Annotated in this window: 25 protein-coding genes and 1 pseudogene; 5 read left to right on the top strand and 21 right to left on the bottom strand. The window is 50.3% G+C overall.

Annotation, left to right across the window (positions count from 1 at the left end; genetic code table 11):
* Window positions 1-794: pseudogene (locus BACCOP_RS05720) on the top strand (IS1380 family transposase); the annotation flags it as partial.
* A gap of 396 nt (window positions 795-1,190) precedes the next feature.
* Here the strand turns inward: BACCOP_RS05720 and BACCOP_RS05710 are convergent.
* From BACCOP_RS05710 to BACCOP_RS05625, 18 genes are all read right to left on the bottom strand, one after another.
* The gene (locus BACCOP_RS05710; protein ID WP_004291526.1) at window positions 1,191-1,718 is read right to left on the bottom strand and encodes a glycoside hydrolase family protein; all 528 of its coding nucleotides are present in this window, start codon (window positions 1,716-1,718) and stop codon (window positions 1,191-1,193) included.
* Window positions 1,715-2,218 carry a DUF3872 domain-containing protein gene (locus BACCOP_RS05705; protein WP_004291525.1) on the bottom strand — a complete coding sequence of 168 codons (504 nt, stop codon included), beginning with the start codon at window positions 2,216-2,218 and terminating at the stop codon, window positions 1,715-1,717. Before BACCOP_RS05705 ends, BACCOP_RS05710 begins: the two co-directional genes overlap by 4 nt.
* Window positions 2,215-3,117, bottom strand: coding sequence for a toprim domain-containing protein (locus BACCOP_RS05700; RefSeq protein WP_007567154.1), 903 nt, complete (start codon window positions 3,115-3,117; stop codon window positions 2,215-2,217). The genes BACCOP_RS05705 and BACCOP_RS05700 overlap by 4 nt, the downstream gene beginning before the upstream one ends.
* A gap of 7 nt (window positions 3,118-3,124) precedes the next feature.
* Window positions 3,125-3,700: a conjugal transfer protein TraO gene (locus BACCOP_RS05695; RefSeq protein ID WP_004291523.1), complete on the bottom strand. Its 576-nt coding sequence runs from the start codon at window positions 3,698-3,700 to the stop codon at window positions 3,125-3,127.
* Window positions 3,701-3,702: 2 nt separating this feature from the next.
* Complete coding sequence (gene traN, locus BACCOP_RS05690) at window positions 3,703-4,689, bottom strand: conjugative transposon protein TraN (protein ID WP_004291522.1); 987 nt, start codon at window positions 4,687-4,689, stop codon at window positions 3,703-3,705.
* Between the two features lie 34 nt (window positions 4,690-4,723).
* Window positions 4,724-6,076 (bottom strand): conjugative transposon protein TraM, encoded by a 1,353-nt coding sequence (traM, locus tag BACCOP_RS05685; RefSeq protein ID WP_004291521.1) that lies wholly within the window; start codon window positions 6,074-6,076, stop codon window positions 4,724-4,726.
* Complete coding sequence (locus BACCOP_RS05680) at window positions 6,057-6,344, bottom strand: TraL conjugative transposon family protein (protein ID WP_018697145.1); 288 nt, start codon at window positions 6,342-6,344, stop codon at window positions 6,057-6,059. Before BACCOP_RS05680 ends, traM begins: the two co-directional genes overlap by 20 nt.
* Before the next feature lie 27 nt (window positions 6,345-6,371).
* A complete protein-coding gene (gene traK / locus BACCOP_RS05675) occupies window positions 6,372-6,995 on the bottom strand; it encodes a conjugative transposon protein TraK (RefSeq protein WP_004291519.1) in 624 nt (207 codons plus the stop codon).
* 31 nt (window positions 6,996-7,026) lie between these two features.
* Window positions 7,027-8,031, bottom strand: coding sequence for a conjugative transposon protein TraJ (traJ, locus tag BACCOP_RS05670; protein WP_004291518.1), 1,005 nt, complete (start codon window positions 8,029-8,031; stop codon window positions 7,027-7,029).
* A 3-nt stretch (window positions 8,032-8,034) separates the two neighbouring features.
* A complete protein-coding gene (locus tag BACCOP_RS05665) occupies window positions 8,035-8,664 on the bottom strand; it encodes a DUF4141 domain-containing protein (protein WP_004304283.1) in 630 nt (209 codons plus the stop codon).
* Window positions 8,665-8,687: 23 nt separating this feature from the next.
* Entirely contained in the window at window positions 8,688-9,068 is a 381-nt protein-coding gene (locus BACCOP_RS05660) for a DUF3876 domain-containing protein (protein ID WP_004291516.1), read from the bottom strand.
* A 40-nt stretch (window positions 9,069-9,108) separates the two neighbouring features.
* Window positions 9,109-11,613, bottom strand: coding sequence for a TraG family conjugative transposon ATPase (locus BACCOP_RS05655; RefSeq protein ID WP_004291515.1), 2,505 nt, complete (start codon window positions 11,611-11,613; stop codon window positions 9,109-9,111).
* Window positions 11,610-11,942 (bottom strand): DUF4133 domain-containing protein, encoded by a 333-nt coding sequence (locus BACCOP_RS05650; RefSeq protein ID WP_004291514.1) that lies wholly within the window; start codon window positions 11,940-11,942, stop codon window positions 11,610-11,612. Before BACCOP_RS05650 ends, BACCOP_RS05655 begins: the two co-directional genes overlap by 4 nt.
* A 10-nt stretch (window positions 11,943-11,952) precedes the next feature.
* A complete protein-coding gene (locus BACCOP_RS05645; protein WP_002560983.1) occupies window positions 11,953-12,270 on the bottom strand; it encodes a DUF4134 domain-containing protein in 318 nt (105 codons plus the stop codon).
* 201 nt (window positions 12,271-12,471) lie between these two features.
* Entirely contained in the window at window positions 12,472-13,200 is a 729-nt protein-coding gene (locus BACCOP_RS05640; RefSeq protein WP_004304280.1) for a hypothetical protein, read from the bottom strand.
* Between the two features lie 16 nt (window positions 13,201-13,216).
* On the bottom strand, window positions 13,217-13,570 hold the full coding sequence (locus tag BACCOP_RS05635) for a DUF3408 domain-containing protein (protein ID WP_004291505.1): 354 nt from the start codon (window positions 13,568-13,570) through the stop codon (window positions 13,217-13,219).
* A gap of 2 nt (window positions 13,571-13,572) precedes the next feature.
* Window positions 13,573-14,013 carry a DUF3408 domain-containing protein gene (locus BACCOP_RS05630; RefSeq protein WP_004291503.1) on the bottom strand — a complete coding sequence of 147 codons (441 nt, stop codon included), beginning with the start codon at window positions 14,011-14,013 and terminating at the stop codon, window positions 13,573-13,575.
* 2 nt (window positions 14,014-14,015) lie between these two features.
* A complete protein-coding gene (locus BACCOP_RS05625; RefSeq protein ID WP_005783105.1) occupies window positions 14,016-14,942 on the bottom strand; it encodes a ParA family protein in 927 nt (308 codons plus the stop codon).
* Between BACCOP_RS05625 and BACCOP_RS20995 the strand changes: the two genes are divergently transcribed.
* The 4 genes from BACCOP_RS20995 to mobC all read left to right on the top strand — a co-directional run bounded on the left by BACCOP_RS20995 (window position 14,941) and on the right by mobC (window position 19,190).
* Window positions 14,941-15,105 carry a hypothetical protein gene (locus tag BACCOP_RS20995; RefSeq protein ID WP_196029218.1) on the top strand — a complete coding sequence of 55 codons (165 nt, stop codon included), beginning with the start codon at window positions 14,941-14,943 and terminating at the stop codon, window positions 15,103-15,105. The genes BACCOP_RS05625 and BACCOP_RS20995 overlap by 2 nt on opposite strands.
* Window positions 15,106-15,486: 381 nt before the next feature.
* Complete coding sequence (gene mobA, locus BACCOP_RS05620; RefSeq protein ID WP_004291488.1) at window positions 15,487-15,915, top strand: conjugal transfer protein MobA; 429 nt, start codon at window positions 15,487-15,489, stop codon at window positions 15,913-15,915.
* The gene (gene mobB / locus BACCOP_RS05615; RefSeq protein WP_004291483.1) at window positions 15,894-17,141 is read left to right on the top strand and encodes a conjugal transfer protein MobB; all 1,248 of its coding nucleotides are present in this window, start codon (window positions 15,894-15,896) and stop codon (window positions 17,139-17,141) included. Before mobA ends, mobB begins: the two co-directional genes overlap by 22 nt.
* Window positions 17,142-17,171: 30 nt before the next feature.
* Entirely contained in the window at window positions 17,172-19,190 is a 2,019-nt protein-coding gene (gene mobC / locus BACCOP_RS05610; protein WP_004291482.1) for a conjugal transfer protein MobC, read from the top strand.
* Between the two features lie 131 nt (window positions 19,191-19,321).
* Here the strand turns inward: mobC and BACCOP_RS05605 are convergent, their stop codons facing one another.
* The 3 genes from BACCOP_RS05605 to BACCOP_RS05595 form a co-directional block, all read right to left on the bottom strand.
* Window positions 19,322-22,576 (bottom strand): P-loop NTPase fold protein, encoded by a 3,255-nt coding sequence (locus BACCOP_RS05605; RefSeq protein ID WP_004291481.1) that lies wholly within the window; start codon window positions 22,574-22,576, stop codon window positions 19,322-19,324.
* A gap of 16 nt (window positions 22,577-22,592) precedes the next feature.
* Window positions 22,593-23,723: an ATP-binding protein gene (locus tag BACCOP_RS05600; protein ID WP_004291480.1), complete on the bottom strand. Its 1,131-nt coding sequence runs from the start codon at window positions 23,721-23,723 to the stop codon at window positions 22,593-22,595.
* Window positions 23,724-24,132: 409 nt separating this feature from the next.
* On the bottom strand, window positions 24,133-25,419 hold the full coding sequence (locus BACCOP_RS05595; protein ID WP_007567149.1) for an IS1380-like element IS615 family transposase: 1,287 nt from the start codon (window positions 25,417-25,419) through the stop codon (window positions 24,133-24,135).
* Window positions 25,420-25,495: the final 76 nt, after the last annotated feature.

Genomic DNA, 25,495 nt, shown 5'->3' with positions numbered 1-25,495 from the left:
TCTTGGTAACAGGTCCGGTTGTGCCCGTTATCGGCGACATGATGTCGGCATAGAGAACAGCGACGCAACACAATGTACGCTTCACCAGAAGGACACGCTAAAGAGATTTTGAGAGACTTGAAGAGAAGAAGCTGACAGTCAAACGCTTCAGGGCCGACTGCGGCTCATGCTCTGAAGACATTGTGGATGAGGTCAGGAAGCATTGCAGGACATTCTACATACGCGCCAACCGCTGCTGCTCGCTCTATGATGACATCTTCGCGCTCAGAGGGTGGAAGAAGGAAGAGATAAACGGCATCGTGTTTGAGTTGAACTCCATTCTCGTTGAGAAGTGGAAGGGCAAACCGTATCGCCTGGTAATCCAGAGACAGAGACGCATGGGCAGTGGACCGGACCTGTGGGAGGGGGAATATACATACCGCTGCATCCTGACCAACGATTACGAATCATCCATGAGGGACATCGTGGAGTTCTATAACATGCGCGGTGGCAAGGAACGCGTCTTTGATGACATGAACAATGGGTTTGGATGGGACAGACTGCCTAAATCCTTCATGGCGGAAAATACCGTGTTCCTGCTCCTGACGGCACTGATACGCAATTTCTACAAGGCCATCATGCAAAGGATTGAAGTGAAGAAGTTCGGGCTCAAGGAAACCAGCCGTATCAAGACGTTTGTCTTCAAATTCATTTCAGTACCTGCCAAGTGGATTAAGACCGCAAGGCAATGTGTGCTGAATATCTACACCGACAACCATGCATATGCAGAAGCCTTCAAAACTTCTTCCGGATGATTTACATCACTTGATGGCCACTGATTGCGTATTGCCTCAAGTCGCTTTATGGGGTAAGGGGATGGTATGCGCATTGAAACGGACGCGAGGACTTAATGGTTATCTTACGAATCAAAAGTCCATTTCTCTTTATGTAGGTAGCACTTCGGGAATGGAGTTGCGGATTTAAGGATAAATACTTTCTCCATAATTTCGCTATACTTTTTATGGTTAATAACTATGTTTTGTATTGCTCTCACAACACTTACAACTTGAAGTGTTATTTGGAAACCGATAGGCAAAAATGGCTCAACGATGTCAATTAACGAGAAAATCCTACGATAATCTATCAAGTGATAGAGCAAAAGACGTGCCAAGTTAAATATGGCACGTCTTTTGCCAGTTTTGTCAGTCCTTTTATGGGATATACAACAGCGCAAACTCCGCCTTTCTCCGTTTGAGCAGCATGGCGTGGCGTTTTCCTTTGTAGTTGCAGAAGGCTATATACTCACGGTAGATGTTCCTGTCACCAGCTTCCAGCTTCTTGATTAAGGTGCTTTTGGGGATTGTTTTGCTGCCTAACAGCTTCGCCGGTCCCACATTGTAAGCTAACGTGCCAAGCAAAATCGAATCAACCCCGAATTTACGGAACATGGCGACAAATTTGCGCAGGTCTTTCCGCAAAAGTTCATCCGCATCCCGTTTTGTCATGGTTCGTGCCGAATACTTCTCGTTTGGCAAAAGTTTGTGACCCCAACCGACGTATGGGTAGTGTTTTTCTGAGTGCCAGCCTTCAAAGTAGCGGCAGCATAAAAAAGCACGTTCCATAAGCGGCAGTCGGTAGATTGCCGCCTGCCCGTCCGTTCCCTCTTGGCGGCTGATCTGCGCGGACACAGAACAGACCGTCAGAAGTGAACAGAGCATTGTCATGAATACACGCATCATTTCAACAAGGGGCTGAAGTTGCCGATGGGAACGATGGTAAGATCGTCGTCCTTTACATTCCTGTTGTTGAAGTCAAATTCCAGTTCGTAGGAGTTGCTAAAGTTATCCTCCACCACCACGATGAAATTATGCGCCTCATCACCCGCCGCCGTGTAGTACAGGCGGAATTTTTCGTTCTCCAGCAGGTAGCGGTCGTTAGGCAGGAAGGTGATGCCGTTATCCATTTTGAGCGAGCCTTCCCCCTCGAACTGGAAATAGCGGATGGTATAGAGCGTACCCGAAAAGTCGCCCTCCTTTTTCAGTTCACAGCGGATTTCCACTGTCTGCCCCTTTACTACCTTGTTCGGCACGGGCATGACCTCCACCGTGAAGGGATAGGACTGCTGGATGTCCATGTCATCGTCACATGACACGAGGGTGAATGACATGGCGGCTATCAGGCATAACGCCACTGCCTTGAATATTGATGTTCTCTTGTTTCTGTTGTTCAGTATGTTCATTGTTCTTCGATTTTTAGATGGTTGTTTTTCTGTTTTTTCGTTGTCAGTTGCAGGTACTCGTTCAAGTCCTTGCAACCGCCATAGAGGGAGGAACGGTCGGTGACACGTTCCCCGTATCGCATGGTAAGTGCGGCAAGCGTCCGCCGTCCGGCTTCGTCACGGTCGAGGAAGCAGCCGATGCGCCCGTATCCGTCCAGCAATCCCGCCGCCTTCTCCACGTTGGCGACTGAGTTCAGCACAAGACAGTCAGCGTTACCGGTTACACCAAGCGTCACGGCAGAGAGAAAGTCCATGAAGCCCTCGAACACGAGGCACTCGTCAGCCGGGATGTCATTCGCCTTTACCAGTGATACAGACTTCGGAGGTATGCAACCCTTGAAATATCGGCTTCTGACTTCATAGCCACCTGCCATGTTCGGAAAGCCAACGGCAAAATACCGTTTCCCACGCACACCGTAGTTCAAGCGGCAGCAGTGACGGGATGCGATGGCGTAAGGGATGCCCCGTTCCTCTAAATACTCCGTCAGCAGTGAGCGGAGCAGCGGAGCGACCTCCACATCCTCAAAAACGGATTCGGTCGGCTTCGAGAGATAGACGGGCTTTTCCCATCCGGCAACCGTCATATTGGCGGCTTCCGCTATGAACTTCGCTTGCTTCATGAAGTCATCGCTTTGCAGAAACTCCCCGGCAAGCGTGAAGATGTCGCCGCCCTTGCCCAAACCGAAGTCGTACCAGAGCTGTTTCGCCACGTTCACACGGAAAGAGGATGTGCGCTCGCCCCTGTACGGGGCAAGATACCACAGCTCGTTACCGCTCCTTCTGACAGGCTCATGCCCCAGCCGTGCGAGAAAATCCGCAAGCGGCATCCTTCTGACAGCATCTATTTCCGTCCTTTCCATGCCCGTGTCAGTTGATGATGAACTTGATACCGACCCCGAACTGCGTGTGGAACTTCCGTGTGTCGCCACCCCAAAGGCAACGCTCCCGCAGGTTGGCAAGCAGGGCGATACGGTCTGCCACGTAACACTCCACATCGAGCGTCAGCGCACCGCCGTAGATGAAGGCGTCCCGGTCGTGCAGCGTGGAGCCGTCATGCAGCACCTTCTTCCCCCAATTTACCGCCTCATATCCGGCGAGAGCCGAAGCCCCGGCATAGACGAAAACAATCTTTCGGGCGTCCGACAGTATCTTGAAGTAATAGCCGCCCTCCGCCGTGAACTGCGCCACGGGTATCTTGGTGTCCTTGTAGGGATTGTTCTTCAACAGGTATTCGCCACCGAACACCCACTTGTTCCCCTTCTTCGTGTAGGTGGAGAGAGCCGCCCCGAAGCTGTACCCGCCGTCCTTGCCGCCGAGATTGAAGCCGTCCGCCATGTCCGCCCTCACCTCGATGCCCTGCATCTTCGGCAGACACCGCTGGGCGTGCGCCTGCCCTGTAAAAAGGGCAAGCGACGCGATGATTATTGCGATGTACTTTCTCATGGTCAGCGTACTTGAAGTTCGTTGATGGTACCCGCGCGTACCAAATCCTCGTTCTCAATCACGAAGGACTGGTGACGGCCGCCGTTCTTCTCGTTCAATTCCACCACGAGGCACTTGTCATCGGGGATGGTGAACTTCGCCATCGTGAAGACCGTGCGCTCGCTCTTTTTGCCCGGCACGAGGGTGGCGTAGTTCTGCGCGCGGAGCGGCAGAATAATCTGCTCCTGCACGGCAGTACGCTTCGCAACCTTCTTGTCCACGATTTTCCAAGTGATGTAGTCCACATCGAAAGGCACGTTGCTCTGGTTCTTTATCTCCGTGTGGAAATAAAGCAAGCCGTTGTGCGTGTAGATGCCTTTCAACAGGTATTGGATGCCGAAACGCTTGCAGCCGATATGCTTCACCTCGCGCTTGTTCTGTTTGTGGATGGACTTCATGATAAGGCGCACCAGCATCGGGCTTTCGCTGCCCAGCTCTTTCAGATAGATTTCCTGCGCGTTGTTCGGGCGGTTCACCGTGCTGCCGTCATGGATGAAGTCGCACATCTCCACGTTGAGCAACAGCGGTTCGGCGGCGTACTTCACGTTGAAGGTGTAGAAACTGCCGTCCTCCGTGATGACGGACATATTCGTTTCGTTGGGAAAATTCCTTACGGTAGCCTTCACACGGATGATGTTCTCCGCTCCGTCGGCTTTCCCGGCAATCAGGTCGGGCGAGCCTAAATCGACATAGCGCACCTCCGCCGGAAAAATGACGTGGACGGTCTTGTCGTAGGTCACTTCCAGACCGTGCGGCGGTATCATGCGGTCGAAGGTCAGCTTGCGTGACAGCCCGTGATATAGGTCGCCGTCCGCCTCCTTCTGCGGATAGACCTCCTTCGTCAAGGTCGGTTGTTCACTTCCGTTGGTCGTTTCAACGGTTACATTCTCCTGCGCGTTGGCAGTTATGATGCCCATAGCGAGGGCAAACATGATGATTACTTTTCTCATTACTTTTGGATTTTAGTGGTAATTTTTATTGTTTTCAATATTTTTCTTGGTAAAGCATGACCCTGTACCCGGCTTTCAGATGCACCTTGACGGTTCGCATCTTTTTGGCGATGTACTGGCTCGTGCCTTGTATCAGCCCCTTGCCCAAGTCGGAGGCGAGCTGCGCCCCGGCATTGGTGGAGATGTTGATGCTGCTTCCCAGCGAGCCGCCCATGTTGGCGGCGACCTCCCGGACGGCGTTCATCTCCATCGAGTTCGGGATGAAGATGCCGGGCTGTCCGTCCGTGTCATAGACCGCAAGCTCCACGGGGATAATCGTGCCGTCGTATTCCAGCGAGGTAATCTCGATGTCGAGCCGCTCACCCTGTATCTTGCCCGTGCCGACCACCACCGCACCCCGGGGTATTGTCCTGCCTGCCACCGCCATAGGCTCCAGCAGGCGCAGCCTTACCGTCTGCCCGTCCGTCACGCTCTGCGCCCCATGCACGCACGCCGGTATGGTGTTCCTGTCCAATACCTCCGCCGTGCCGACAGCCGTGTTGAAACCCCGGTTGCGTTCCTGCGATAAGGCGGCGACAAACTCCGCGTTACTCATAGGCTGTGAGAGTGAAGAAACTACTTGATGCTCCACCTGTCTGATAGGCATTGCCTTGTTCTTCTTCCCTTTCTGCACGGTAGTTGGCTCTGCCCTCTGTTCCGCCGATGGCTGTCCTCCGTTCTGACCGCCCATGTACTTTGCCGCCAGCTCGTAGGACTTCTCCATAAGAGCCACCTGCTCGTCCATAGAGGAAGCCTTGCCCCTCTCGCTTTCCAGTTCCGACTCCAGCGATGCGATGCGCTCCAACAATTCGTCCATCTCCGCATTGTCGTTTTTCGGCTGGTCGTAGAAGTTTCCGAGCGTGGCGTTCAGGTCACGGTAGGCGGCTGCGGAGGACTGGATGGTCTGCGGCGTGGCTGGCTTTGCCCTTTCTTCCTTGCCGCCCGGATTGGCGAGGTCGAAGTCCACTCCGTTCTCCGTTCCCGCTATCTCGCGGTCGAACATGTCGCCCAGCTGCCCGATGGCACGGTTGCGGCTCTCCTGACGCTCTTCCATCTCCCCATGCTCGTAGGCTTTCAGCTTGTCGCCGATAATCTGCCGGTTCGCCTTGTCAGCGTCGGGCATCTCGGTGTTGTATCCGTCCGTTCCCGGCGGTTGCTCCTTGCCGGAGGACGGGGCGAATATCAGCCACATCGCCCCGATGAACACCAACACCATAGCGGGCAGCACGATCATCTTCTGCCGTTTCAGCCGTTGCGCCTCTGTCAGCGGTTCGCGCTCCTTTTTCGGTTTCCCCGTTTCGGGAGCAGCTTTGTTCTCTTTCGTCGGTTCATTCTTTGTCTGTTCCATATAAATAAGGTGTTAAGTGATTGCCTGTTTCCGCCGGGGTCGGCAGTTCCACCCGTCCGGCGTGTCCCGTTTCCATATGTGAGCCGTCGTTCCTGCCGATGTCATAGACGGCTCTGCCGAAGGTGTAAAGGGCAAGCACCGCGAAGGCGGCGAACATCCCCAGCACGATGCGGCGGCGTGTTTCCGGCGGCAAGCCGTCCAGATACCCTTTGAGACTTGCCGCCAAGCGTTTCCGTTTGTCGTGGAGTTTCCAATACATGCCCCACATTGATTTTCTGATACTTTTCATGTCCTGTTACCGTTTGATAGTCTGTAAATCCTTGTTCTCAATGATGGTGAAACCCTCGATGGTAAAACCGTTCGGGTTGTCATCCGACCGCGATGCGTTCAGCAGGCGGCAGGTGGTCACGAGGCTGCGCTCGGTGACGTTGCTCTGCCGGATGATTTTCTGTGTGGCGTAGGTCACGGCACGGTAGGGATAGGCGTTGAAGTCGCACACCACGCTGTCCACCTTCAGCACTTGGTTGATGTTCCCGGCGATGATGCGGTTGTAGTACCCCTTCTCCGCGAAGTCCGAATAATAGTGGTACACGCTCTTGTCCGCCAGCAGCAAGGCACGTTTCACGTTGTGTTCAATCGCGCTTTTTTCAGGTGATAGCGTGAAGAACATCTCGTGGAAACGGCGCACATGTTCCCGTGCCTCCGCCGGGCGGTTCTGCGACAAATCCTGAGACAAGGCGAGCATCAGGCTCTTGCCGTTGTCCAGCACATAGATTTTCTCCCGTTGCTTCTCTGCGAAACGGTAGGAGTTCCACACGCTCCACACCGTCACCACGGCGCACAGCGAGAGGAAGACGATACCGAACAGGCGTATCTGCCTGAACGACGATTCGATGTTTCTAAGTGATTTGAATTCCATTTATATTTTCCAATTTATGATTGCACATTGATTATTTCAGCAATTTGCCGACACGTCCGACTGCGTTTCCTGCGGCTGCACCCGCCACGCTGCCCGCCATGCTTCCGGCTCGTCCCGCCATCTGGTTCACGTTGCGACCGTAACCGCCCATGCCTCCGGCTTGGATAATCCAGCCCGCAACGGTGGGAATGGTAAAGTAGCCGATGATGCCGATGCAGAGGAATACGATATACACCCCGTCGCTCGAATCCAGCGAGAAGTTCGGGTCTGCCTGCATCCGCTCGATGTCGTTTTGCAGCATCAGAACCTGTATCTTCGCCAGTATGGTGCTGAACATGTCCGATACCGGTAGCCACAGATAGACCTGTATATAGCGGCATATCCACTGCGTGAGCGTGTTTTGGAAACCGTCCCATACCGACAGGGCGAAGGCTATCGGACCGAGAATCGCCAGCACCACGAGAAAGAAGGTGCGGACGGTGTCTATCACGAGGGCGGCGGCTTGGAACAGCAGTTCGAGTATCTCGCGGAAGAAGTCGCGGATGCTCTTCTTCATGTTGTACATTCCCCGGTCGATATACATTCCCGCCATCGTCACCATGTCGGAGGGCGACCAGCCGAGTTCCTCCAGTTGCTTGTCAAATTCCTCGTTGGACACGAGGTAGGCGGTTTCGGGGTTGCGTACCATCGCCTCGTATTCCAGTTTGTCCTTCTGCTCCCGGTATCGGTTCATGTCCAGCGTTTCCGCCTCCAGCATCTTTGCCGTGCCCTGTACGACGGGTGAGAGGATGCTGTTTATCGTGCCCAGCACCACAGTCGGGAAGAACATGATGCACAGACCGATGGCAAAAGGACGGAGCATCGGGAATACGTCTATCGGTTCAGCTCTCGCCAGCGACTGCCATACCCGGTAGGCGACGTAGAACAGCGCACCCAGCCCGGCGATGCCTTTCGCCACACCAGCCATGTCCCCACACAGCGGCATCATCTGCTCATAAAGTGAACGTAAAATCTGATGAAGGTTGTCGAACTTCATAGGCTACCAGTATCTTTCGTTCATGTTCCCGTACAGCCCCATGATGCGGTCGAGGTCGTTCTTCTTTTTCGCACGCAGGTAACTCACGGAGATGTTCTTGTTCGTGTAGTAGCTCACGAGGTTGCGGTAACGCTTCATCTTCGAGTGGCAGCGTTCCACCACGTCCATGCGCTCCTTGTCGGTCATGGAGAGCGTGGTGATGTTCACCACGTTCCTGAGTTCCGTCAACACTTCGTTGCTTTCCTCCAGCAGTTTCGTGTAGCCGAAAGCGATTGCGGAAAGCTCTTCGGGTCTGAAATTCCCGTCACGGAGCATCCGTTGGAAACTGTTCACATAGATGTCTGTGATGTCGCCCACCATCAGGATGGTCTGCTGCACCTTGCGGGCGTCCTTGACCAGATTGTTCACCGATTTGAGGGCATCGTAATACTTCTTGCCCTGCTGATAGATTTTCACCGTCTCCTGAAAGTTGCTCACCATGTTCGTGGCGGTCTTGGAGGTATGGATGATGTTTTTGGAGGCATTGATGATGCCCTGCGCTAGATTGCCCGGATCGCTTACGACCCACTGTGCGCTTGCCCTGCCCGCGAAAAGCAGGCACAGGCAGATAATCATTGTTATTCTTGTTCTCATGTTACTTTGGATTTTAGTGGTTGTTATTCTTCGGTCGGATGTCCCGGCTGCGGCTTCACCCGCACATAGTCCCCGTTTGGCGAGAAAGTCAGCACATCCGTGGCCTCGTTGTAGGACACGTCGATGCGGAAGCCGGTGTTCATGAACAGGTTGCCGTTCTCCTCCTGCAAGAGATAGGTTTCCGGCTTGAGCTTGCGGCGCAGACCGCTACGACGGAACACCGTCACTTTGTAGGCTTCGCCCTCCTTGTAGATAAGCACGTCAGGTTTTCCCTCCACGCTCTCCCAGTTCCCGCACAGCATGTCGCGGCGGTTGTCGGCCACGTCGCAGGATTGCAGCATCATGACCGCCAATCCGATAAGGCACTTGCTGACTTGCAGCATTTTCACTTTTGGTAAATTCATACGCGTTTTTCTTTTTTGGTTGATACATTCTGTTTTTTAGTTATTCCTTGTTTCTCCGCCTTTCGGCAAGCTGCCGGATGGCGGCTTCGATGTCGTCGCCCAGCTTCTCCGCCAGACGGTAAACCTCCACTTTTTCCGTTTCCTCGGTGGTGTACGCCAGATACTCTTCCGCGCTGACCTCCGTGGCATAGACCGCCGACTGCGTGCCGCCCAAGCCTATCCACACCTCCTTGTAGAGCCGTGAAGGGTTGTTCGCCATGTTGATGGAGAGTATCTGCGACTTCTCCTTTTCCGTCAGTCCGAGCAACGCCTGTATCTGGTCGAACTTGTTCATATATTTCCTTTGGTCAAGCAGGATTTTACAATCCGAGTTGTTGATAATGCTCTCTTTGACCACCGGAGAACTGATAATGTCGTCCACCTCCTGCGTCACCACGATTGCCTCGCCGTAATATTTTCTGACCGTCTTATACATATAGCGCAGATATTCAGCCATGTTCGCCGATGAGAGGGCCTTCCAAGCCTCTTCCACGATAAGCTGTTTCCGCACGCCTTTCAGCCGCCGCATCTTGTTGATGAAGGCTTCCATGATGATGATGGTCACGACGGGGAACAGTTCGCGGTTTTCTTTAATCGAATCTATCTCGAAGACGATGAACCGCTTGCCGAGCAGGTCGATGTTCTCCGTGGAGTTGAGCAGGAAATCGTAACGCCCGCCCCGGTAATACTGCCGCATGGTGGTGAGCATGTTGTCGATGTTGAAGTCGGACTTCTCCACCTTGATGTCACGCTGTGCCAGTTCCTTGCGGTAGTCGTCACGCATATACTCGTAGAAGGTGTTGAACGACGGCACGATGCTACGGTCGGATTGGATGCGCTCAATATAGGCACTCACGGCACTGCCCAGCTCGCCGCTCTCCGTCTTTGTCACCTTGTCGTCCTCCGACTTCCAGAGCGTCAGCAACAGGGTCTTGATGCTGTCCTTCTTCTCCACGTCGAAGATGTAATCGTCGGTGTAGAACGGGTTGAAGCTGATGGGCTTATCTTCCGTGTAGGTGAAATACACACCGTCCGCTCCGCCTGTCTTGCGTCGGATCATGCCGCACAAGCCCTGATAGGAGTTTCCCGTGTCCACCAATACCACATGTGCGCCTTGCTCATAATATTGGCGCACGAGGTGGTTCATGAAGAAAGACTTGCCGCTGCCCGAAGGACCCAGCACGAACTTGTTGCGGTTGGTCGTGATACCTCGCTTCATGGGCAGGTCGGAGATGTCAAGGTGCAGCGGTTTTCCCGTGAGCCTGTCCACCATCTTGATGCCGAAGGGCGAGAGCGAGCTGCGGTAGTTGGTTTCCTCTGTGAACAGGCACACCGCCTGTTCGATGAAGGTGTGGAAACTCTCTTCCGCCGGGAAGTCCGCCGCATTGCCGGGTATCGCCGCCCAGTAGAGTGTCGGGCAGTCGATGGTGTTGTGGCGCGGCACGCATTCCATGCTTGCCAACTGGCTGCCCACGTCGTTCTTGATATGCTTCAGTTCCTCCGCATCGTCGCTCCACGCCATGACGTTGAAGTGTGCCCGTACCGAGGTCAGTCCGTAGGAATGGGCTTCGTTCAGGTATTGGTCTATCCACTCGCGGTTGATGCTGTTGCTCCTTGAATAGCGAGATAGCGACTGCATGTTACGGGCGGACTTCTCGAACTTCTGCAAGGTTTCCTCACTGTTGTCTATCAGCACATACTGGTTGTAGATATGGTTGCAGGAGAGCAGAAGCCCCACCGGGGAGGCGAATGACAGTCGGCAGTCACTCCGGTCGGTGGAGAGCTTCTCGTAACGGGTGTCGGTAGCCACCTTGCCCGGCAGGTCTTCCGCGTCGGAGAGGGTGTGCAGACACAGGCGGTTGTCGCCGATGCGCATCTCCCTTGCCGAAAGCTCGATGTCCTGCAAGGTGGTGTCACCTTCCGGCATGAGCGAGAAGTAGCGTTCAATAAGTCCCGTCTTTCCCTCAGTACCCACAATCTCATCGGTGGAGAGGCGGCGCAGCCTGACAAGCCCGCTGTCGTTCATGATGCGCTCGAACTGTTCGCAGGCTTCCAAGAACTTGGTCGTGGTTTCCCTGTCCAGCTCCTTCGGGATGATATGTCCCCGGCACAGCGTGCTGAAATTGCTCTGCATCCGGTTACGCTCCTTTGTTGTCTTGGTCAGGTAGAGGTAGCAGGTGTGTTTCAGGTACGGACGCTCGTTGAAGTGACGCTCGAAAGAGCGGCTTAAAAAGCTCATGTCGTCCTTCTGAAGCTCCGGTTTGTAGCGTTCCTTGATGAACCAGTCCTGTTTGTGGACGACGGAGTAGTCCGGCAGCACCTTGATAGCCTTGCACCAGCAACTGTGTATCGCCTCGTACTCCGCACCCGTCACGGTGTAAAGTTCCGGTAGTTCCACCTCGAAAGCCACCGTGATGTCGGCGTCCTTTGAGATGATGCAGCCATGCTCCACCGCTAAAAGTGGGAACCTGTTTTCCAGTGTTGTCATTTTCGATGTATTCCTCATTGTCTTTCTTCCTTTCGTTGTCGTTTGAACAGACGGGTTATCCGCCGCCGGTTGATAAGGTATCGGGGATGGCTCCGTGCCGCTCCTAATTTCATCAGCCCGTGTTCACCGTACCGGGCGTTCAGCGCGAAGGTCTGCCATACAAGGAGGGAGGACGATGCCGCGCCGAAGCCGATACATATCCACTGGTCGATACCGACCATGTAGAGGATGACGAACAGGACGAAGAGAGCCAGCAGACCTCCGCAGAAGATGAAGAGGTACTGTGCCTTCAAGCCCTTGAACTCTACCGGACGGCCGATACCCTTGTTGATTGGGTATTCAGCCATACATTATTTATTAAAGGAAGAATGAGCGCAGGATGGTGGCGGCAACAATCAGGAAGATGCACGCGCCGAACCACGAGGCGGCTGTCTTGCTGGTGTCGGGGTCGCCCGATGAAAACTTGCCGTACACTTTTACGCCCCCGATAAGCCCGACGACTGCACCGATGGCGTATATCAGTTTAGTTCCGGGGTCGAAATAAGAACTCACCATAGAGGTGGCTTCGTTGATGCCCGCGATGCCGTTTCCCTGCGCGAAAGCGGAGGCGGTTGCGGCGATGACAAGTGCCGCGGAGAGGATTGCTTTTCTGTTTTTCAAGATGTTCTTGTTCATAAACTGTTCTTGTTTTTTGCCGTCAAAAGGGTGGATGGTCCTTTGTCGGGCGGTTGATACTTTGTTTCTTTACTTTGGTTTTAGTGGATGCCCGTTTGTTTCCACGGACGTGGGCGTGTCCGTTGCGGATGGGGATGCGCCTTGCGTTTCCTCGCCGCGTGGGTTGATGTCATTCTTTCATGTTCATTTCTTTTATTGTTGTCATACATAGTTGCGAATGTCGAACTCCTCGATGTTGTCCGGCACGACGAACTCCTTTTCAGATTTCTTCAGCCGAATCTCGATAAGCCCCTTGATGCGGATGCCTATCTCCGAAGAGCCTTCCATCATTTTCTCGTACAACTCCGTGCCCTCCATGTCGGTGAACACCTTAGCCGCCTTTTCACGTTCCGCCTGTGTCGCGTCCGGGTTTTTGGCGGTCTTGCAGGCGTCGTCAATCTCGTCAAAGCTGCTGCCCGAAGCCCGTGGCGTGTCCGAGGCGTCCTCTTCCGGTTCGTCGTCCCCGTATCCCAGTTCCTCCGGCGGTATGCTCGTGAAGGTCTCATCGAGTTTTTCCTCCGGGACTTGTGCCGGGCGGGATGCGTTTCCCGTTTTTCCGTCGTCAAAAGTAGCCTCTTCCTCCGACAGCTCAATGCCTTTTTCAATAGTGGCGGCTTCTTGCGTCGGTATGGCAGCGGTTGTCCGGGTGGATGCCATCCTGAAACGGCTCTTGCCGATGATGTCCGCCTTTTCCGCAGGGACTTCCTCGTGTGCCGCTATGCGTTTAGCCTCATTCCCGTCCAGTGACCGCCATAATCCGACAATGCCCTTGAAGAAGCGGACAATCCGCGTGTCCATGATGCGCTCGTAAAGGAGCAGGAACAGGAACCAGAGGTTGCAGCCGACCGATACCGCCAGCAGAATGTCTGTCATGCTGATTGTGTAATTCATATCCTTCCGTTTTTGGTTAGAATACTGAATTGTAATTTCGGGCATAAAGGCTCTTTATCGCATCTTCGCACTGGTTGAAGTGGTGCGTCAGCACATGGTCGATGTAAGCGGACAGCGTAAGCCGGTCATGCCCGATTACACGGGTGATACGCATGATACGCTCGTGGTACTCCGGGCGCACATACGCCATCTTCCCCTCACGTGCCTTTACTTCCGGGTCGCGGATGAACAGGCGTTCATAGTCCTTCTCACTGCATTTGCCGCTTACCGGGACAGGCGACAGTATTTCCACACTCGCCTGCACTTGGGTAAACATACCTCCGCAGTCTTGCTGTGGTCTTTTTTCATTCGGTGTCATTTCTTTTTCCATTTTCAAATCAGATCTTCACGTTGTTTCTTGTACAGTTCGTTGATTCTCTCCTTGTGCTGTTCCAGATGCTGGCGCAGCACGGTATCCACATATCCGCCTACTGAGATTTCCCCTCCGGCGATGTCGTTCACGATTCTGAGGATCTTGCCGTGGACGTCACGGCTGATATAGACACATTGGCGGGTCTTTATCTCGTTGCGGCGCAGGAATAGCTCGTTGTAGTCCTCGTCCTGCCTTTTCCGGCGTCCACTTTCCCTCTGCGCTTTTTCCCGTGTTACGGGTTGCACAGGAGATGGTTCCGGTGCGGCGGTGTCCTCTTCGGTCGGTGCAGCTGCGGGTACTTCCTGTGCGGGGCGCAGTGTCCCGTCCTGTGTGCGCCGCCCGATGGAGGCTAACAGCAGTTCCTCGTCGATGCCTTCCGTGTTCACTTTCCTGCTGCCCATGCTCACTGCGGTCTGATGATGTCGCTTATCTCTTCGGAAAACTCCCGGATGCCACTCCCTTTCAGCAGTGCCGTGTCCATCGGGAAGATGGTGGAGCGGAAAACGCTCTTGCGCTCTTCCGAAAGGTCACGGCGGAACTTCTTGCTGTCGGGCAAGCGGGTGGAAAGTACCGGAAAGCCCATTTCGGCTATCACTTCCTCGTAGATGCCGTACAAGTCGTTCCTCTCCCTGCCGTCCACCATCGTCCAGAACAGATGCAGCCCCTTTGTTTTCGCCTGTCCGGTAGTCATCAGCCTGTCGCGGAACATCGTGACGAATTTCAGGGTACTCTCCACGACAAAGCGGTCGGCACTCAGCGGAGTGAAAATGTAGTCCATCTGCGAGAGCGTCTTTATCACGCCGTTGCTTCGGAGTGTGCCGGGCATGTCGAAGAACACCACGTCGGGTTTCACGTCCTCAGTGGCAATCATCCTCTCGGCATCGTCGAGGGCGTTCACCGCATTGCTTTTGACGATGGTGTAGGCGTTCTTTTTGATCCGGCGGAAATGGTCGCAAGCGAGAGCCTTGAAGTAGGTGCTGCTGTCGATAAGCCCCATTTCGTGTTCGCGCAGCCCGTGGATGCTGTGCTGCGGGTCGTCGCAGTCCACGACGGCGACATTGTAGCCTTTCACGTTGTGCAGGTAGCTGGCGGCAAGTGCCGTGACAGTGGATTTGCCGATGCCACCTTTCTGTGTTGCGAATGCAACGAAGATTTCCTTACTCATAGTTCCATTTATTTTAATTGTTGATGATTTGTTTTTCTGTTTCCATACGGATTTGGCTGTCGCACCATCCGCTTCCGTGACTACACACGCAGGCGGGTCGTCGCGTATCCGGTTCTGTGGTGAAGCGGTGCGTCGGACAAATGGTGATTGACGACATTGCGTCATGAAGTCATTGAATCCATACGTCACCGAATTGTCGGAGAACCGGGTTTCCGACGGTTCGGGTATCCGTTTCGGCAAGTATCCGAAGAAGCGGATTTCCGGGTATTTGAATGTTCCGTTTATCATATCTTCAAATCGTTCGTTTCTTGAATCATGCTGCAAATAAACAAGTATATTTTGGAACCTGTATCACTTCTCCGGCAAGTGGCGGCACGTTGCGCCGGTTGGCAGTCATTGACCGGGTCAAGCATCTGTCCGATACCGCTTTAAGGGCGTAACTTTGCACCCGGACAGCAGGGTTCGCCGATGACGCGCGGCCCGGAGTCCTGAAAGGTATTTTCCCAATCCGTCCCCTGACGGATTTTTATGTTCACCTGAACATAGCAAGATGTCTTTTCAGCCGCTCAAAATATTTTGAGCAGCCACGAAAAGCACTTGCCCTTGCAGGGGGCGGGCTTTCCCTCCGAAGTCGGGAAGCCTTTCAGAACTGCGGTGCTGTAATCCGAAGCGGCGGCTTATGCCGTCAATCCGCTAAATCCAAAGTAATATGAAAGAGAAAAGGAAAAGCAAATCAGGGAGAAATCCCAAACTTGATCCGGCGGTGTACCGGTACACCGTCCGTTTCAACGAGGAGGAACACAACCGTTTCCTCGCCATGTTCGGAAAATCGGGTGTCTATGCACGGTCTGTTTTCCTCAAAGCGCACTTCTTCGGGCAACCGTTCAAGGTGCTGAAGGTGGACAAGACGTTGGTGGACTATTACACCAAACTGTCGGATTTTCATGCACAATTCCGTGCCGTGGGTACGAATTACAACCAAGTCGTGAAGGAACTGAGGCTGCATTTTTCAGAGAAAAAGGCGATGGCGTTGCTCTACAAATTAGAGCAACACACCGTCGAACTCGTGAAACTGAGCCGCCGGATTGTGGAACTTTCAAGGGAAATGGAGGCAAAATGGTCGCAAAAATCAGTGTAGGAAGTTCGTTGTACGGCGCGATTGCCTACAACGGGGAGAAGATTAACGAGGCGCAGGGGCGGCTTCTCACCACCAACCGCATCTACAATGACGGTTCGGGAACGGTGGACATAGGCAAGGCGATGGAGGGTTTTCTCACCTTCCTGCCACCGCAGATGAAGATCGAGAAGCCGGTGGTGCATATCTCTCTCAACCCGCACCCGGAGGATGTGCTGACCGATATTGAGTTGCAGAATATCGCCCGCGAGTATCTGGAAAAACTCGGTTTCGGAAACCAGCCTTATCTTGTATTCAAGCACGAGGACATCGACCGCCACCACCTGCACATCGTGACGGTCAACGTGGACGAGAACGGGAAAAGGCTCAACCGGGATTTTCTCTACCGCCGCAGCGACCGTATCCGCAGGGAACTGGAACAGAAGTACGGATTGCATCCGGCAGAACGTAAAAATCAGAGATTGGATAATCCGTTGCGCAAGGTGGCCGCATCGGCAGGTGATGTGAAGAAGCAGGTAGGCAACACCGTGAAGGCTCTGAATGGGCAGTACCGTTTCCAGACGATGGGCGAATACCGTGCGCTCCTTTCCTTATATAATATGACGGTGGAGGAAGCGAGGGGCAACGTGCGCGGACGGGAGTATCACGGGCTGGTCTATTCCGTCACGGACGACAAGGGTAACAAGGTGGGCAACCCGTTCAAATCCTCGCTTTTCGGGAAGTCCGCAGGCTATGAAGCCGTACAGAAGAAGTTTGTCCGTTCCAAATCGGAAATCAAGGATAGGAAACTGGCAGACATGACGAAACGCACCGTCCTTTCCGTGCTGCAAGGCACTTATGACAAGGACAAATTTGTATCCCAACTCAAAGAGAAGGGCATCGACACCGTACTGCGCTACACAGAGGAAGGGCGCATCTATGGGGCTACCTTCATCGACCACCGCACGGGATGCGTGCTGAACGGTTCGCGCATGGGTAAGGAGCTTTCGGCGAATGCCTTGCAGGAACACTTCACCCTGCCATACGCCGGACAACCGCCGATACCGCTATCCATCCCTGTGGATGCTGCGGACAAGGCACACGGGCAGACCGCCTACGACAGTGAAGATATATCGGGCGGTATGGGCTTGCTCACTCCCGAAGGTCCGGCGGTAGATGCCGAGGAAGAGGCTTTCATCCGGGCGATGAAGCGCAAAAAGAAGAAAAAACGCAAGGGCTTGGGTATGTAATCAGAGTATCAACAATTAAAAAATCAATGTATGTCACAACAAGAAGACGATTTGAGGGCATTGGCGAAAATCATGGATTTTCTGCGTGCCGTGAGTATCATTTTAGTGGTCATGAACGTGTACTGGTTCTGCTACGAAGCCATCCGGCTGTGGGGCGTGAACATCGGCGTGGTGGACAAAATCCTTCTGAACTTCGACCGCACGGCGGGGCTGTTCCATTCCATTCTCTACACGAAGCTGTTTTCCGTCCTTTTGCTTGCCTTGTCCTGTCTGGGTACGAAGGGTGTCAAGGGTGAGAAAATCACTTGGGGGAGAATCTGGACAGCATTTGCCGTCGGGTTCGTGCTGTTTTTCCTGAACTGGTGGTTGCTGCCCCTGCCGCTGCCGCTTGAAGCGGTGACGGGACTGTATGTCCTTACCATTGGAACGGGCTATGTCTGCCTGTTGATGGGTGGTCTGTGGATGAGCCGCCTGTTGAAACACAATTTGATGGAGGATGTTTTCAACAACGAGAACGAGAGTTTCATGCAGGAAACGAGGCTTATCGAAAGCGAGTATTCGGTCAATCTGCCGACACGTTTCTATTACAGGAAACGCTGGAACAACGGTTGGATCAATGTAGTTAATCCCTTCCGTGCGTCCATCGTGTTGGGTACGCCGGGCAGCGGCAAGTCCTATGCCGTGGTAAACAATTTTATCAAGCAACAGATTGAAAAGGGCTTTAGTCAATACATCTACGATTTCAAGTATCCCGACCTATCTACTATTGCCTACAACCATTTGCTGAACCACCCGGACGGCTACAAGGTAAAGCCGAAGTTCTATGTGATCAACTTCGACGACCCGCGACGCTCTCATCGGTGCAATCCCATTCACCCGGATTTTATGGAAGATATTACGGATGCCTATGAGAGTGCCTACACAATAATGCTCAACCTCAATAAAACGTGGGTGCAAAAGCAGGGCGACTTCTTCGTGGAGTCACCTATCATTCTGTTTGCCAGTATTATCTGGTATCTCAAAATCTATCAGAACGGGAAGTTTTGCACGTTTCCCCATGCTATCGAGTTTCTGAACCGCCGTTACGAGGATATATTTCCGATACTGACCTCTTATCCGGAGCTGGAGAACTACCTTTCGCCGTTCATGGATGCGTGGCTTGGAGGGGCTGCGGAGCAGCTCATGGGTCAGATAGCGTCGGCAAAAATCCCGCTTTCGAGGATGATTTCACCGCAGCTCTACTGGGTGATGTCAGACAGCGAGTTTACGCTGGACATCAACAATCCCGAAGAGCCGAAAATCCTCTGCGTGGGTAACAATCCCGACCGTCAGAATATCTACGGTGCGGCACTCGGTCTGTATAATTCCCGTATCGTGAAGCTCATCAACAAGAAGGGGATGCTGAAGTCATCGGTCATCATCGACGAGTTGCCCACAATATACTTCAAAGGGTTGGACAATCTTATAGCTACCGCCCGAAGCAACAAGGTTGCCGTGTGTCTGGGCTTTCAGGATTTCAGCCAGTTAGTGCGTGACTACGGGGACAAAGAGGCGAAAGTGGTGATGAACACTGTCGGCAATATTTTCTCCGGTCAGGTGGTGGGGGAAACAGCCAAGACGCTCTCCGAGCGGTTCGGTAAGGTGTTGCAGAAACGGCAGTCCATCTCCATCAACCGGCAGGATGTTTCCACCTCCATCAACACGCAGATGGACGCGCTCATTCCACCGAGTAAGATTTCCGGGCTTACGCAGGGAATGTTTGTCGGTTCTGTATCCGACAACTTCAACGAGCGTATCGAGCAGAAGATTTTTCATTGCGAGATTGTGGTGGATGCCGAAAAGGTGAAACGGGAAGAAAGTGCCTACAAGAAAATTCCCGTCATTACAAACTTCACGGACGAGGACGGCAACGACCGCATGAAGGAAACGGTGCAGGCGAACTACCGGCGCATCAAGGAAGAGGTGAAGCAGATTGTGCAGGAGGAACTGGAGCGTATCAAAAACGATCCGGTGCTGTGTAAACTGCTACCAGATAATGAGACTGTCTAACAAGTCCCCAAAATTGAAAATTATCCCTATCGAAGTTTGAAGTGACCCCCAAAAGTTGGATACAATTTTTTTGGGGGGCACTTCAGTTCTGACGGGTAAAATCGTAAAATTCGGACTTGTTAGACAAATACTTACGCGGTTTCAACCTCAGGTACTGAATCTATCGAATTGACAAATTTAACCAATTGCGGATCTGAATCTTTTTGTATGAGGTTTCGGAGACTCTTTTTCAATTCATAAGCATCATCCCCTGCTGTATTTATTAAATCCATATAAAAATCTTTGTTTTGCAGAATCAATGAACGGCATGCCCCATCGGAAATTACAGGTTTCACTATTTTATCAATAACGTCTCCAGCTTGACTTTTCAAATTACCATGCGATCTAAGCCATGTTTCGAAAAATTGAAACTTTATTGCATTGATAGTCTTTTTACCGATGCAGAAATCATTTCTTATATCGGTAACTGTCGATTTAATTTTTCGTTTATCCAATCTTTCAACTATATTCTTGAAACAATTAGGGAAAGGATTCAAACTTTGAGTTCCAGAAGCAATATCCATCAGAATCTTTTTGCCAAATTCAGTCAAGTTATCTGGCAAGGATTTGATTTTAGCCAGTAAATGTTTTATTGCGACAAACCAATAATATGATGTATGTGCTGTTCTTTGGGCGTATAATGTATCAACACTTATTTCAGACAACGCTTCGAACGCTATTTTATTGATATGATCGGTCAGGACATTGCTTATTTTAGTGGTCAAATCGTAAAAAGATGCGTCAGGAATTACATCTTTAATATTGTTCTTAGTGATATACTTATCCAAATCGGTATTCCACTCTGCTAAATGCTCGATAAATACCTCATCCGTTACACCTATTCTGTTCTTAATATCTTCAAATTGGGGCAATATGTCTGAGAGCAATAATTTATAGCCAAGTTTATGATTTACCATGTATTGTAGTGTTTCATTTAATAGCGGTATATTCCATCCCACACTATTTACTAATAAGTCTCCATGATCCACATAATAGTCCATGAGTTCTGCAACATATTTTATATCTCCACCCTCTATTAAGGAAACGGAATGACCATGTGCCAATTGCATGGCGACTAAATCGTAATATCCAGACTCTTTAATGTTTCGGCCATCAGTTTCTAATTCAGAATGCAACTGATTTATGTAGGTTGAATCTAACGTTACAGGTAAAGGTCTTTCTTCGTCAGATGCCAATAAACGATAGGTTGTAAATATAGCCCCTATATTATCTTTATTTACATTCTGTTCATCAATGCAATTCGTGATCGCTTGCAAAAGCGTTGGAAACGTATAGGTAGAATTATCTTTTAACGTTTTTACAATATCTGCATGGTCGAAATTATCGGGTAGTAAGTTTGCCAAATAATTATCGAGCGCCTCCGAATTTGTTGCTACTTGATAATATTTATATGCTTTAGTTGTCGCGTTATCCCGATAGGCAGCATCTGTTGCATTTGCAGCTTGAATATAATCGATAAATGTATTTGGCTTGACTGTTTTTGCTTCAATCAATGACGTAAAATCGCACGCCAACTTATTTTGCGCAATAAACCTGTCTATTGCATCTAACGTTTTGAAATAGTCGCCGCCATTGAAGTCATTGAACCGAACTATCTTCTTATATAATTGAGCAATCACATGGTTTTGGCTTTCCGTGTCTAAATGCAACAGCAGTTCTTGGTATTCGACAGGGAACACCTGCTTCTCTATGGATTCTTTTAATTTCAATTGTGCTATTCTTTGCCATACACGCAGAATAACATCGCTCTTTCGAGTTAATTTATGCAAACAATGTATAATCTTATCGATAAGCGCATTGTCCATACATTGTATAACTTCTTCTAATACAGTGTCAAATTGTTTATTAGTCTCTGCATATTGATTTATGTCGTGGTCTTCTTCTCCGTTGATGCAGCCTTCAATATATTTTTTCAATGGAATTTGTCGAGCATCTTCAACATCGACACCATATACCAAAGCTGCAATTTCGCGTTGTGTTTGCAGATCATTGTTAATTATTGTTTGAATGCCATTCAGATAGTCGCCGGACAATATTTGTTCTACTGGATTTGCCAGAATATCCGTCTTCTTCAAACAGAACAATGCTATGTTTATCATCAAAATTTCGTTACACCACTCTTGTTTAAGAGCGACCATCTCATTGATATATGATATAATTTCCCTAACATTGGCATTAGGATTTACCAATCTGAATATCCGATTTATAGTTTCTTTCGCTTCATTTTCTGTTTCTCCAAATGCTTCAACAAACAGTTTGTTGAATATACTTCGATAGTCGGTAATAACAGGAGGAGCAACACGATAAACAATAGGGAAAGTTTTATTGATAAAATACTTGGTCAGTTGTTTCGTTTGTTCGTCGGTCTCATCTCCGAATGCACAAGCTAAATGTGTTTCATCGAAAGGAATAACAGCCCAAACATTTTCAAAACCGCTATCGGCGAAGAACGTATGGATAGAAGACCATAATTCTTTTACTTTTTCAGCGGGGAGACGATCCATGTTGTCAAAAACAAGGACTAATTTACGTTGTCCTTTTTCCTTGATAAAATCAGAAATGTCTTGCATCCATGTTTTGAACTCGTAAACCGTTGGTTCGTCTTCGCTCAAAGTCTCATAGCAAACGTCCTTTTCGACTTTATCTTGATAAATAGCTAACATATAACTCCATCCATATTTATGATCTTTGCTATATGCCCATTTCCAAACGCACAATGCAATAAGAACTGGCAGTGCAGCTATGATAATAGACAATAAAGAAAACCACCATGTTGTGGGTGTAGGTTTTACTGCATACGCAATAAATGTAAATATCGGAGTTAAAACTGCAACCAAAAATGCCGCAACCATACCATTACTGATAAGGGGATATTTTTCGGTTACGGTCTCCGTTTTACGGGCTAATAAATATTTCAGCTTTTCAGACCATGATACGGTTTTCGTACCTCCACCTTTGACTTTTATTGTTGCATTTCCAGATAGGATACCATCATCAATAAGTTTGCTTGTAAGCAATTCCAATATAGAGCGGCGTTGCAAGTCCTCTTGATGTCCCCATGCGTCATACTCAAAAAAGTAATAGTCGTCTGATAATTCACGTTCCAACATTTTAACCACGTTGGATTTTCCAGATCCCCAAATACCTTCGATGCCGATAATTCGAGGTAAAGTACATTCCTCATCCAATGAATCATTCTGACAAAAATGGCGAGCAATAGTTTTTGCCAACCTTTCTTGCGAACCTCCATCGAATTTGTCAATACCACACGGTTTATTTTGGATAAACCGCGGATATTGCTGTTTGGATTGTAGTTTTGTTTCCATATACGTAATTTATTGATTATACGAACTCCAAATAATTCTCCCGATTTACCACATGAAACTCGGCATAGGGATAGGCTTCTTGGAAGGCTTTCGGTGCGGCCGGCATTTTATTTCCCCACTTGAACTCCAAGGCGGTAAGACTGTCGGCACTCTCCTCAATCAGGTCGATTTCCTGTTTGTCGTAGGTGCGCCAGAAATAGAACTCCCTGTGCAGTCCCTCATTGAAGTTCGCTTTGCGCCGCTCTCCGATGATGTAGTTCTCCCACAGCGCACCGACATCCTGCCGAATGGCCAGCGGTGAGAAAGCCCCGATAATGGCATTGCGAATGCCGTTGTCGTAGAAGTACCACTTGCCAGCTTTTGTAACCTCCTTGCGTAGGTTACGCGAATAAGCCCCCAGACGATAGATAACGAAGACCTTTTCCAATAGGTCGAGGTATTTTTCAACGGTCGTCTTGCTCATGCCGAGTTGTTTACCTAACTCTTCGTAAGAAACTTCGCTGCCCAACTGAAAAGCTATCAATCGCAGTAGATCGCGCATCTTGCTCGAATTTTTTAAGCCGTCAATTGCTAAGATATCTTTAAGCAGGTATGCACCGACAATATCACGTAGGTAGTCTGTTTTACGTTCATAGTTCTCCATCATTACTACTTCGGGATAGGAACCGTAAATCAAGCGCGCTTCGAGGTTCTGGCGGGTTTCAAGTGCCGTTTCCGTCTGTGCGATTTCCCGTTGCGAGAATGGTGTAAGGAGAAATTGCGTACTGCGGCCGACCAACGGTTCACCAGTCTTATTCAGCAAATCGAATGACGAAGAACCACTTGCCAAGACACTTATTCCCGGTATTTCATCAACTATCAACTTCAGAATACTACCGATTTGTGGTATGTTCTGTGCCTCATCAATAGCCAGCAAATCAATACCATCCAATAAATGCCGATAATTGGCTATTGAGCGATTCTCCAATAGTGCTAATGTGTCGTAGTCTTCGCCGTTGAGCATCATCGTCCTACCTGAATAGTTGTCCACAATTTTACGCATCATTACCGTTTTACCAACACGGCGAGCACCAAAAATCAGTACTGCTTTATTGGGCGCGATTCGTGCTGTAATCTTCTCTTGAAGTATTCTATTTACTGTTTCCATACCTTATAAAATATAATGCAAAGATAATCATATTTTTTTAATTGGCGAATTTTACAAAAAAAACGGGCTATTAAATGGCGATTTTTACAACCACAATCTTATGGAAGTTGTTTCATTGTTTTTAGTAATGATATATGTTCATACTATGATGACTCAATAATTTACCAGACATACGTTTCTGAAATTTGTCCTTATAGGAATGAAAAACTCACATATATTGTGCTAATTAATATATAATCCTTAAATCCGCAACTCCATTCCCGAAGTGCTACCTACATAAAGAGAAATGGACTTTTGATTCGTAAGATAACCATTAAGTCCTCGCGTCCGTTTCAATGCGCATACCATCCCCTTACCCCATAAAGCGACTTGAGGCAATACGCAATCAGTGGCCATCAAGTGATGTAAATCATCCGGAAGAAGTTTTGAAGGCTTCTGCATATGCATGGTTGTCGGTGTAGATATTCAGCACACATTGCCTTGCGGTCTTAATCCACTTGGCAGGTACTGAAATGAATTTGAAGACAAACGTCTTGATACGGCTGGTTTCCTTGAGCCCGAACTTCTTCACTTCAATCCTTTGCATGATGGCCTTGTAGAAATTGCGTATCAGTGCCGTCAGGAGCAGGAACACGGTATTTTCCGCCATGAAGGATTTAGGCAGTCTGTCCCATCCAAACCCATTGTTCATGTCATCAAAGACGCGTTCCTTGCCACCGCGCATGTTATAGAACTCCACGATGTCCCTCATGGATGATTCGTAATCGTTGGTCAGGATGCAGCGGTATGTATATTCCCCCTCCCACAGGTCCGGTCCACTGCCCATGCGTCTCTGTCTCTGGATTACCAGGCGATACGGTTTGCCCTTCCACTTCTCAACGAGAATGGAGTTCAACTCAAACACGATGCCGTTTATCTCTTCCTTCTTCCACCCTCTGAGCGCGAAGATGTCATCATAGAGCGAGCAGCAGCGGTTGGCGCGTATGTAGAATGTCCTGCAATGCTTCCTGACCTCATCCACAATGTCTTCAGAGCATGAGCCGCAGTCGGCCCTGAAGCGTTTGACTGTCAGCTTCTTCTCTTCAAGTCTCTCCAAAATCCTCTTTAGCGTGTCCTTCTGGTGAAAGCGTACATTGGTGTTGCCGTCGCTGTTCTCTATGCCGACAATCATGTCGCCGATAACGGCCACACCGGACCTGTAACCAAGAAATTTCTTGTACGTGGGCTTTGCATCGTACTTCTCCGCCTCAATGAACTGGTGGTCAAAGTCAACGTCATACTCCCCGCCCTCTTTCAACTGCCCTGTGGACAACAGGCAATTCAGGAGCAATGTGTTGAGTGTGTCTGCCGTATTGAAATCATAGGACTTTCCGGCATCAGACGTGTATGAGATGTTTTCCCGGGTCAGTTCGTTTATTGCCCTAAGGATGGTGTCGGCGCTACAGGTGCGGAGTGTGGGGTGAAGGGAAAGATGACTCATTAAGTGGGCGGTGACATCCTCAACGCAAGAACCGCCGCAGAAGTAAACGCATAGGAGGGAGCGGATGATTTCGCTGTATTGATAACCATAGAGTTTGCATCTCAACCCAAGTGTTGAGTCAATTGTAGAGGAGAGAAGGGAGGTAAATTGCTCCATGATTGGAAATATGCCTCCAAAAGGAGTGAGTCTTTCGGATTTTATTGCTACCTTTGCCATGCCTGTTGCGGTTTTCTTTGTCTTTGGATTCGCAACACTAAGGTAAGTGAAAACGCTGACATGGCAAAAACCTGGG

Source organism: Phocaeicola coprocola DSM 17136, from assembly GCF_000154845.1.
GTDB lineage: Bacteria > Bacteroidota > Bacteroidia > Bacteroidales > Bacteroidaceae > Phocaeicola > Phocaeicola coprocola.
Note: the sequence above shows the minus strand (reverse complement) of the source record. Positions and strands in the feature narration are given on the sequence as shown.